Source organism: Verrucomicrobiota bacterium, from assembly GCA_034440155.1.
In the GTDB taxonomy this organism is placed as follows: Bacteria; Verrucomicrobiota; Verrucomicrobiia; order JAWXBN01; family JAWXBN01; genus JAWXBN01.
On sequence record JAWXBN010000126.1, the window covers coordinates 1 to 10,386 of the forward strand.

The 10,386-nt window shown below is 50.1% G+C and carries 14 protein-coding genes; 9 read left to right on the forward strand and 5 right to left on the reverse strand.

Going from position 1 to position 10,386, the window contains the following annotated elements:
* Nucleotides 1-253 precede the first annotated feature (253 nt).
* The 3 genes from SGI98_12655 to SGI98_12665 all read left to right on the forward strand — a co-directional run bounded on the left by SGI98_12655 (nt 254) and on the right by SGI98_12665 (nt 2,228).
* The gene (locus tag SGI98_12655) at nt 254-553 is read left to right on the forward strand and encodes a hypothetical protein (GenBank protein MDZ4744253.1); all 300 of its coding nucleotides are present in this window, start codon (nt 254-256) and stop codon (nt 551-553) included.
* A gap of 104 nt (nt 554-657) precedes the next feature.
* On the forward strand, nt 658-1,653 hold the full coding sequence (locus SGI98_12660) for a hypothetical protein (GenBank protein MDZ4744254.1): 996 nt from the start codon (nt 658-660) through the stop codon (nt 1,651-1,653).
* A 14-nt stretch (nt 1,654-1,667) separates the two neighbouring features.
* The gene (locus tag SGI98_12665; protein ID MDZ4744255.1) at nt 1,668-2,228 is read left to right on the forward strand and encodes a hypothetical protein; all 561 of its coding nucleotides are present in this window, start codon (nt 1,668-1,670) and stop codon (nt 2,226-2,228) included.
* A 61-nt stretch (nt 2,229-2,289) separates the two neighbouring features.
* On the opposite strand, the gene SGI98_12670 is transcribed toward SGI98_12665, so the two are convergent.
* The 5 genes from SGI98_12670 to SGI98_12690 form a co-directional block, all read right to left on the reverse strand.
* Nucleotides 2,290-3,357 carry a type III polyketide synthase gene (locus SGI98_12670; GenBank protein MDZ4744256.1) on the reverse strand — a complete coding sequence of 356 codons (1,068 nt, stop codon included), beginning with the start codon at nt 3,355-3,357 and terminating at the stop codon, nt 2,290-2,292.
* Between the two features lie 64 nt (nt 3,358-3,421).
* Nucleotides 3,422-3,751, reverse strand: coding sequence for a hypothetical protein (locus SGI98_12675; protein MDZ4744257.1), 330 nt, complete (start codon nt 3,749-3,751; stop codon nt 3,422-3,424).
* Between the two features lie 59 nt (nt 3,752-3,810).
* The gene (locus tag SGI98_12680; protein ID MDZ4744258.1) at nt 3,811-4,098 is read right to left on the reverse strand and encodes a hypothetical protein; all 288 of its coding nucleotides are present in this window, start codon (nt 4,096-4,098) and stop codon (nt 3,811-3,813) included.
* 45 nt (nt 4,099-4,143) lie between these two features.
* Nucleotides 4,144-5,514 carry a protoporphyrinogen oxidase gene (gene hemG / locus SGI98_12685; protein ID MDZ4744259.1) on the reverse strand — a complete coding sequence of 457 codons (1,371 nt, stop codon included), beginning with the start codon at nt 5,512-5,514 and terminating at the stop codon, nt 4,144-4,146.
* Nucleotides 5,511-6,098, reverse strand: a complete 588-nt coding sequence (locus SGI98_12690) for a 5-formyltetrahydrofolate cyclo-ligase (GenBank protein ID MDZ4744260.1) — start codon at nt 6,096-6,098, stop codon at nt 5,511-5,513. Before SGI98_12690 ends, hemG begins: the two co-directional genes overlap by 4 nt.
* A gap of 122 nt (nt 6,099-6,220) precedes the next feature.
* Here SGI98_12690 and SGI98_12695 point away from each other — a divergent pair, with 122 nt between their 5' ends.
* The 6 genes from SGI98_12695 to SGI98_12720 all read left to right on the forward strand — a co-directional run.
* Nucleotides 6,221-6,535: a hypothetical protein gene (locus tag SGI98_12695; GenBank protein MDZ4744261.1), complete on the forward strand. Its 315-nt coding sequence runs from the start codon at nt 6,221-6,223 to the stop codon at nt 6,533-6,535.
* The gene (locus tag SGI98_12700) at nt 6,516-7,673 is read left to right on the forward strand and encodes an aminotransferase class V-fold PLP-dependent enzyme (protein MDZ4744262.1); all 1,158 of its coding nucleotides are present in this window, start codon (nt 6,516-6,518) and stop codon (nt 7,671-7,673) included. Before SGI98_12695 ends, SGI98_12700 begins: the two co-directional genes overlap by 20 nt.
* 116 nt (nt 7,674-7,789) lie before the next feature.
* Complete coding sequence (locus SGI98_12705) at nt 7,790-8,833, forward strand: NUDIX domain-containing protein (GenBank protein ID MDZ4744263.1); 1,044 nt, start codon at nt 7,790-7,792, stop codon at nt 8,831-8,833.
* Complete coding sequence (gene folB, locus SGI98_12710) at nt 8,826-9,182, forward strand: dihydroneopterin aldolase (GenBank protein MDZ4744264.1); 357 nt, start codon at nt 8,826-8,828, stop codon at nt 9,180-9,182. Before SGI98_12705 ends, folB begins: the two co-directional genes overlap by 8 nt.
* Nucleotides 9,182-9,931, forward strand: a complete 750-nt coding sequence (locus SGI98_12715) for a sulfite exporter TauE/SafE family protein (protein ID MDZ4744265.1) — start codon at nt 9,182-9,184, stop codon at nt 9,929-9,931. The genes folB and SGI98_12715 overlap by 1 nt, the downstream gene beginning before the upstream one ends.
* A gap of 47 nt (nt 9,932-9,978) precedes the next feature.
* The coding region (locus tag SGI98_12720) for an MBL fold metallo-hydrolase (GenBank protein MDZ4744266.1) at nt 9,979-10,386 on the forward strand (408 nt) is incomplete at its 3' end.

Consider the following 10,386-nt stretch of genomic DNA (forward strand, 5'->3'; position numbering starts at 1 on the left):
CGACGGCATTGATCGTGCGGGTGTCCATGCGGTTGATGTCATGATACTGGTAACCGATGGCAAAGAAAGGATTTTGATCGTTATTCCGCACACTCTTCAAATCACATCCGGCTTCAAAACAGACAGTATGATCGAGGTCCCGGGTTTCCGGAGATCGATCTAACCGTCAGCAAATCTGGTGGTATTAAGCCAGAAACGAGATATTAAAAGATGAAATGAATAAAATGTGGCACCCCCCCGTCTGAGACTGTATATGAAAAAATACATTCTCCCGCTAATTGTTCTTGGCGCCCTCCTCGCCATTGGATCTCAGGCACAAGCTGGTATGTCAATTACCTTTGTCTCAGGTGGTGGATACCAGAATTGTTACCAACCTGTCCGGTATTATAACAGCTGTGAGCAACCCGTGTATTATAACCGGTCTTATGGCCGCCCGTACCGCGGGTATTATAATGCCCCCCAACCCGTCTATTATCAGCCTCGGGTGATTTATTATCAAAATCAGCGTCGGTCCCAACGGGCATATTACGCCGATGACTGTAATGGTTGGTAGAGTAACTACGCATTTCGAGGTAAAATCATTTCAAGAAAATTTATAAAAACTATTGAATTCATGGGGTGCCCCACATATTGTGTAAATCGCATTTATCGCACACTATGGCTATGGGCATCCAAAGAAAATATGACGATCATTATGAATTGAATTTCGAGGTTCTTCAACCCCCCCCGAAAATCATTTCCCAAGATGTCATTGAAACCACCTCTTCCACAGAGGGGATGCCAGTCCCATCACAGAAAAAGGAGATGACTCACACGGCTCCATCCCCTGATCCGGCCGTGCAAAGTCCCCGTGTCGAAGACAAAGCCATCGTTCAACAAGATAATCCTGCCGAGGCCCAACCGGCCACACCGATCATCCAGATTACCAGCACCGATGAATTCGCCTCGGATGCGATAAAAACAAAACTGCATATCCACCAAAATATACCTCCCCTGCGAGTGGATGCAGAAATCCTCGAAGAAGAGCAAATAGATATCCGGCCAGCCACTGAGCCTGAAGGGATCATCCCTCAGGAGACTCCCCTTTTGAAAGCTGAAACTCCCCGTCTGCCTGTTGAAAAAGAAATCAAATCAACCCAGGCAAAAAAAATATCCGAAGAGCCTGCACCCGACGAATCAAAAACACATACAACCCCTGAAAAAACCATGGCCACACCCTACACCTCTCCTGCCAGCAGCAATTACACACGTAATGTCGATCGCCAAGCCAAAGAGCAAAAATCGCTGAATACCATTCTCTCCGGTGTGGGACTATTCCTCCTGGTCATCGTCCTGATTTTCGGGGCGACAGCTGGGTTCGGTGGTTATGTCCTCTGGAAAGAAATACAAAGTCAGCAGGTCACCGTTAACCGCCTCGATGAAAAATATGCGGCAGCCATCTCCGGACTCGATGAACATCTGGTCAAGACCCAGGAAGAACTCTCCGGTGTCCAGCTCGTCATCAAAACACAACGGGATGAATTACTCACATTAAAAACCCAGCTGGCAGCCACAAGCACCCAGCTCCGCGCCACGCAAAAAGAATCCGAAAGCTATAAAGAACGTGTCGCCGAGCTCGAACGCGCCATGGGCATCAAAAACCGCACCCGCTAGGAGAATCCCCACCCTTGATCTCCGTTGTTGAATTCCGCCGCCTCGTCAATGAATGGAAACTGCGCTGGTCGCGCATCAAGACGATTGTGCAGCCGGTCGGCTGGGGGGAACAAGAATGGAAACAATTTGCGCGCCTACTCATCGCTCTCGTGGAGCGGAACGGGGCCACTTGGAAAGATGATGCCGGGACAAATTTCTGGGACCTGCGCTGGAATCTCAAAGAAGGTGGCACACTCATCGTCCAAGCCCAAACCAATGCCGGCCAGGATGAAATGCATCTAGTCGTCGCACAAGAGGGGGGCTTCATCGGTACGAACGCCGAGAGTTATACTTGGTTCTGGGCTGTATTTAATCAAGAAGGTGAATTTCTCCGCGACCCGTATTGGGTCGAAGGCACTTGGAAAGAAGCCCTACTCCAATTAATCCTCCCGTACAATTACCAAGCTGGTTTCTACCTCACCGGGGCCGCCGCCACCCCCGACCAGCTCCTCCTCGAGCACAATGGCACGGCCGGTCACCATGATAAACTCGCCCGCGATGCCAAACAAAACCAAATCCTCATCAGCTCAAATTAACCTGAGCACCCGGCGCAGATGGGGAGTTCACCACGCAATCCTCGGAGAAATTAAAAAGATTTTATTCCCTGATTAATACCGCCTCGACGGAGAGCCCTGGACCAAACCCGATCATGAGCCAAGGGCGGGGCAAATTACGGCGGGCCATCTCATCGAGCATAAAAAAAACCGTGGCCGAAGACATGTTCCCAAATTGTTTGAGCACGTGGAATGAAACATCGGCGGCACCCTCCGGCAATTCCAAACAATCGAGCACGGCCTCCACGATCCTCGGTCCGCCGGGATGGATGCCCCATGCTCCCACCTGCGGAATTTGCATCCCACACTTTTGCGAGAGCCAATCCGTGAGCACCCCGGGTAAATGGCGGTAAATGGATTTCGGAATCTCTCGCTTGAGGTCCATGACAAAACCCTGGTCGCGGATATGCCAGCCCATTTGTCCTTGCGATCCGGGAATGACATAACTCAGGAATTCCTCCAAGACCAGCTTACCTTCACTACCATCCTCACAGGCGGAGATCACACACGCCCCCGCGCCATCTGAGAATAGGGCATTCGCCACAATGTCCTCGGATCGTGACCCGTACTGCATGTGGACACTGCAAAGCTCCACGGAAACAATAAGGACATTAGCCTCCCGATCAGCCCTCGCGATCGCTTGGGCGGCACGCATCGCATTAAAAGAACCGTGGCATCCCATGAACCCGACATGCAACCGCCCGACATCCCGTGGCAAAGCGCATTGCTCAATGAGATCGAATTCAAACCCCGGCGAATCAAACCCCGTACAAGAGACTGTGATTAAATGGGTGACCTGCTCCGACGGGCAATTTGCATCTGCCATAGCCTTCCTCGCGACCGAAACAGCTAGGGCCGAAGCGTGACGGGCATAATAAACCATTCTTTCCGCCGTCGATGGGGGTGAGCCCAGTGGCCGGCCTTCCTCATCCTGGTAAAGTGCAAATTGCGCGGCATCAGGATCGAGCCCTTCTTTGAGGACGACAAAATGGCGTTTATCAATGCGTGTACCATAATAACGCTCGGCTAATTTACCGGATTCATTTTCTTCCCCAGCAAATGCCCGTGCCAGCTCCATGGCACGTTTCTGGGTACAAAAAAGGGTTGGCACTTGACATGCCAACCCTTTAACAACAACAACTAACTGATTTGAGTTTTGACTCAAAAAAATCCTCTTATGGCTTTGGAGCCGGGGCACCCTGCGGAGCATTTTGATTTTGCACAGCCTGAATCTTAAAATCGGCCACGATCTGGCGGGCGGCAGTATTTGTGGCGGCCATACTCAAAAGGTCCTGGCTGATGGCGATCATGGTGTTATTTAGGGCCTCTGCTTGTGGCATGACATTGGTCAGCTCGACATTGGCACTTTTAATCATTCCACGCTGGGTGATGATTGTACGAAATTGAAGCCCGTAAACAATCAGAAGGGCGACCAAGATAATCAAAATCGCTGTAAAAGGTGTGTATTGTTTTTCCGTTTGGCGGATAAAATTTTCTTCGCTCATAAAATTCCTCTTTGATAAAATATTTTAATGGATTAGCCGTGTTTTATTTTACCCATAAATCATGGATAGGTTTTTGTGCTTCCATCGGCATTGGGGACACTGACTTTCAGGCCGTATTTGGTCAAAATTTGTTTCATCGAGGCATCATTATCGGAGGCTTGGGCGATCCGGAGGGAGATCTGCCTTAATAACACCTCGGATTGGCGGGCCATTTGGACCGTCTGCTGCCCATTAGACACCTGACGGCTCATATTCTGGGCACTATTTGCAAGTAATAGGCTGGCTAAGATAAGCACTGCTAATATTGCACTGAGGATATTCAGCGTTAACCATTGGATAAAGTTCATATGAGTTTTTTACGATTGTTATCGATTATTGTGTGTTACTCATTCTCAAACAGCACCTTCAAGAAAAAGTTTCTCGGCGAGTCGTAAATTATTTTCAATACAGTTCGGCACCGAAATCCCACCCACCGCATTCCCGCTGAAATGCAGGCCTGAGTAGGACTTCTCCAAACCCTCTATCGAGCTGAGAAAACGGTCATAATCATCCTCATACTGGGGAATCGCCTTTGCCCAGCGTTTAATCTTTACAAACTCTTCACTGCCTTTGATTTGCAATAATCCCGAAAGCTCTTTGAGAACGATTTTCCTTATCTCATCATCACTCAAATCCATTATATCCTGATCCAGTCTCCCTCCGATAAAAACGGTTAGTAAGACTTTGCCTTCGGGCGCGCGTCCGGGGAAAAGACTCGAAGAAAAAAGGGTTCCCAGAATCCGGATACCTAACCCCCGCCGGATCAGAACCCCAAAACCATCCAAGGCATGGGCGATTTGCTCCCGGTCAAAACCCAAATGCACCGCCACCATGGGGACATAAGGGATCGAACTTAAATTTTTCGCAGGGGAATCCAATAGGGGGGCCAGGATTTTTTGGGTCGTGGGCACTGGGGTGGTAAAAACGATTTTTTCCGCAGAGACCGATCCTTGCGGGGATAAGATCAGATAACCCTTTGCCCCGTCTTTTTGAATCGTGATCTCGCCGAATCCTGTCAGGACCGAACCCGCCAATTCCCCGCTGAGGGATCCAATCAAAGCCGCTAATCCATTCTCCCAAGAGATCAGGCGTCGCTGAACTCTTTCACCTTTCGGAATCCGTTTTTTCTGGAATATCCCCCGGACAATACTCCCACTTTCGCGTCCTATTTTCCATAACGAAGGAAAAGCATGTCGCATGACCAACCGGTGCGGATCACCCGCGTAAACTCCTGATACGAACGGCCCGACAAGTTCCGTGGTGAGCTCATCCCCGAAATGCCGGTTAAAAAATCCGGCGACGGATTCATTTGGATCAATATTGGGCCGGGCAAAGATATCCCCAAAAATCTTGATTTTCCCTTTCAGTGAAAGGAATGGACTCGTGACCGCTTCCAAAGGGCTCCCCGGTAAAGCGAGCAATTTGCCCTCATGCACGATAAAACGTTTCCGTGCTGAGTCCCCGGCAGTCAATGCAGACTGGAGTAACCCCCTCCTTTCTAGAAAATCCGACACGACTTTCGAACCCAGCATCAAGGTATTTGGCCCCATCTCGCAGAGGTAACCGCTCTCTTTCACAGACTCTATCGAGCCCCCGAGGCGCCCTGTGGACTCTAATACCAGTGTATCGACCCCTTTTTGCTTCAGGGCCACTCCGAGAGTTAAACCACTGACCCCGGCACCGATCACAGCCACGTATGTCTTTTGGATATTCACGTTATTCATCGGGTGAACTCATATACCTTTGTCTCCGTCACGACAAAATGCAATTTCCAATCATGGGGTTCATCCGGGATGAATTCCGCCTTTTGACACTCGAAAAAAACACCGATGAGTTCCGTTTCCTTGCGCATCCGGGACAGGAGCTGGTCATAATAAGCTTTCCCCCTCCCCAGCCGGTGGCCGCGTTCATCAAATCCACGGCCGGGAACCAGCGCACAATCAACAATTGCCGGATCCACTTTCTCACAGACCTCGGGGAGGGGTTCCCTCACACCAAAAACCCCGTGCAAAAGTTCATTAGCCGTCCGGACTGCATAAAGCTCGATCTCCCCGGTTTCTTGATTCACCTTCGGCAGGATCACCTTTTTATCCTTTTGTTTCCACAGCTTGAGGAGGAATTCATCCGTGCGGACCTCATCGGGCAGGCTCGCATAAAGGAGGATATTCCGGCTCTGGATAAAGGAGGGCATCCCGGTAATGGTTTTACAAATCTGATGCGCACCCGACTCCATCTCGGCAGGACACATGTCCTCGATCCTTTGTCCGAGCAATTTGCGCAGTTCTTTTTTTAATTTCCGATATTCCACAGTGGAAAATAACCTACCATTAAATACTCCCTGACAACGAGTGAAAAATCACGTATCACCCATGAAAAAAATCCACACACTCCCCGAGGTTTACAATCAACGGGAATCCGGTTAGTTTTTGTGTGATGAAATTTACCGGCACAACATTCATGGTGATCATTTCGATCTTGATCCACGTGGGGATATTTGTGGGGATCGGCAGGTTGGTGTACGTTTTCAGCGTCAAATATCCCGAACAAATCGAAAAACGCCATCTGGAGACTCAGGAACGCCTCTGGCTCAATAGTGCGGTAGAGGAAATCAAGGCTCCTGACGGCTCCACCGAGGCCCTGATCCGGATTAAAATGCCGGAATCCATCCTCAAAGAAGCCACGAATTCGATCTCCGCTCCAAAACTCAAACTCCAATCCAAAAATAATGAAAAACACGATCACTGATCTCCTGTCTGATGAATCACTCCGCCGCCATGAGTTCCCCACGGTAAAAGATTCGATTTTTATGGCCCATGCCGGGGTGACCGCACTGCCCCGTTGTGCGGTGGATGCGATCAAAGAAATGGCTGATTTCGGCGGAGGGGGGAATCAAGAAATGGGGCGGTTATGGCATATCCTCGCCACCGCCCGAAAAACCGCTGCGGAACTCGTGGGCGCTCACCCTGACGAAATCGCCCTGCTCGGACCGACCTCGGTGGGACTCAGCCTCGTGGCCAACGGGATCGACTGGAATGCTGGTGATGAAATCATTTGTTACCAGGACGATTACCCGGCCAATGTTTACCCGTGGGCAAATTGCCAGCGCAAAGGTGTCGTGGTCAAGCGGCTCCAGACAAAAATACTGGGCCTGATCTCCGTGGCCGATATCGAGGCCCTCGTCACACCCAAAACTCGCCTCGTCTCCCTGGCTTCCTGTAATTACCTCAGCGGGGTCCGGCTCCCCGTCGATGAAATCGGCGCCTTCCTCAAAAGCCGGGGTATCCTCTTTTGCCTCGACTCGATCCAAACCCTCGGGGCGGTCCCTACCTCCACAAAATATGTCGATTTCCTTTCCGCTGATTCCCATAAATGGTTGCTCGGTCCCATGGCCGCCGGAATCGTCTGGATCCGTAAAGAACATTTTCCTCTCGTCCACCCCACACTCATTGGCGCGTGGAATGTCGTCAGCCCAAATTTCATCGCCCAGGAGCAAGTTGTTTTCGAGGAAACCGCTCGGCGTTACGAGCCCGGCGCGATGAATCTCCTCGGGATCGTCGGGATGCAGGCGGCCATGAAAATGCTTTTGGATACTGGTATCGACTCTATTTATGATCGAATCCTGCGCCTGCGCCATTTATTCGCCAGCCGTCTCGGGGCGAAGGGTTACCAAATCGTCGCCGGTGAAGCCCCGGATCATTTGTCCACGGGCATTCTTTCCGTGACCCATCCCATCAAGGATTTAAAAGCCCTCGGTAAAACCCTCGAGGAAAACAAGATCTACGTCTCCGCGCGCAATTTGCGCGACGGCACACCGCTGATTCGTTTCTCGCCCCACTATTATAATACGGAAGAAGAAGTCGAAAAGGTATTAGTCTTTTTTTAAAATCTGTCCCGCCCCAGCCCCCGGAAAAAATGCGCTGATATACTCCAAATTACTTTTGAAGGCAAAGACAGCAATTCCGATTGCTCGAATGGGGTTTTCAGGTTATCGGTTTGATTATGCATTATAAAAATATCATTTTGGACTGGTCCGGGACTTTAGTCGATGATCTGGGGCCGGTTCTCGATGCGACTAATCAAATCTTTGCCCATTACCAGAAACATCCTTGGTCACAGGAGGAATTCAAAGAAAAATTCTACCTCCCCTTTCCGAAATTTTATGCCCAGTACCTGCCCGAAGCGACCATGGTCGAGCTGGATCACCATTACCAAAAGGCCTTTAAATGTTTACAAGATAATGTCAGTCTCCTGCCCCACGCCTTGGATTTCCTCGAATTCTGCAAAAAAGAAAACATCCGCCTTTTCCTGCTGAGCACGATCCATGCAGAACATTTTGCGGTGCAGTCCGTGCGGCTGGGCATCAAACACTATTTTGAATTCCCCTATGTCCAGATCATCGACAAGAAACTCAAGATCAGCCAGATCATCGCAGACCATGGCCTCAACCCACGCGAAACGATGTTCGTCGGCGACATGCAACACGACATCGACACAGCCCACCACGGGGGGATCACCGCCGTGGCGGTATTAACCGGCTACGACTCGGAAGATAAACTCAAGAAAGCCAGTCCGGATTTGATGTTTGGCAATTTGCATAGCCTCCAGGAATATCTGCTCCGCCACCGGGAGCTACCCGATTATTTCCCCATCGCCACAGTGGGGGCCCTGATCTTTAATTCAAAAGATGAGGTCCTGATGATTCAGACTCATAAATGGAGCCATAAATGGGGAATCCCCGGCGGAAAAATCAAGACCAACGAAACCTCGGAGGATGCACTCATCCGGGAAATAAAGGAAGAGACCGCCCTCGACGTGGAGCATATCCGTTTCATCATGGTTCAAGACTGCATCCGTCCGCCTGAATTTTATAAAAAAGCCCATTTTCTCCTCTTAAATTATATTTGTCGGACAAACCAAACGGCTGTTGTCTTGAATCAAGAAGCCGAGGTTTACCGCTGGCTTCCATTAGCTGAGGCTAAAAAGCTGGATTTAAACACGCCGACAAAAATATTGATTAAAGAATATGAAAGACAAAATGCCTGATCAAATTATTATTAAAAATATGGCCGTGCGCACACGTATCGGTGTGCCCGATGAGGAACGCCGTTTTGCCCAAGACCTCGTCGTCACGGTGGTATTATTCCAGCCCCTTAAAAAAGCCGGGCGTACCGATGAGATCGAGCAAACTACTGACTACTACGGTGTGTACCAAAAAATCCACGGGCTCGCCGCGAAAAAACCGCGTAAATTAATCGAGCATTTTGCCCAAGAGATCGCCGAGATGATTTTGAATGCTTACTCCGTGGATGCCGTGGAGGTGGAGATCCATAAATTCATCCTGCCGGGGACAAGTTATGTGGGCGTCAAGATCAAGAGGAAACGCAAGAAATAATGTTTCCCTTTGCTAGTCCAGAATCATTCTTAGTGGTTAGTCTGGCGATCGTAGTCGTGGGCCTCTCACGGATTAGTTTTGGAGGAGGCGCGGGCGTCATCGCTGTCCCGCTCTTGGCTTTTGTGCTACCCCCAGCAAAGGCGGCAGGGGTCCTGCTCCCGATCATGATCATCTGTGATTTGATCCTTTTTCGGTTTTATTTTAAGGGTGCCCGATGGCATTTGATCAAGTTACTCCTGCCGGGGACCATCCTCGGGATATTGATCGGCACAGTCACCTTTGTTTTCTGCTCCGAAGATTTCCTACGCAAATTGCTCGGGGTGATCTGTATCCTCTTTTTTCTCCTGCGCATCTTGCGCGAACGGATCCTCAAGGCTGAAAAAAATATGAAACCCAGCTGGACCAATGCCTTTTTCTTTGGCACCGGGGCCGGATATACCTCGACGATCCTGCATGCAGGTGGGCCGGCCATGACCATGTTCCTTATTCCTCAGAAACTTTCCCCGCATACCTTTGTCTCGACCTGCGTTTGTTTTTTCACCCTGGTCAACCTCATGAAAGTCCCGACATACGTCACCCAGCATTTGATCACCGGGCAAACCCTGCTCTATGGATTATGGATCCTGCCAGCCATGATTACCGGCTCCCTGATCGGGGTCTGGATCAATGCACGGGTGCCTGAAAAGACTTTTATGAATACCGTTTATTTTCTCCTGCTCGTGATCGGTATTTATTTTTTGGTAAAATAGCATTTTTTTCGATTGTCAAACCCCGTCCCGACTTGTAAGACTCCGCCGTGCAAATCGACCGATATACAGGCGGACTCGCCCAGACAAATTGTTATCTCATCCCGACTTCTGTCGGGGCCGTTCTCATTGATGCCCCGGAAGGATCTGCTGACTGGCTCAATGATCGCCTCAAGGAAAGCGGGAGCAAATTGCATACACTCATCCTGACCCATGGCCATTTCGACCACACTTGGGACGCTGCACAAATCGCGCGCGAGCACAAATGCGCAGTGCTCCACCACCCCGACGACCTGAAGATGATTACTAATCCCCAGGTCCAAGAAAGATATGGATTCCCACCTGTTGAAGCTGTCGCAGCCACACGTTTGATTGACGAGCAGGACACCTTGAGCTTCGGAGACCTCACCTTCCGGATTTTCCATATTCCTGGCCATTGTCCCGGGAGCATTGTCCTC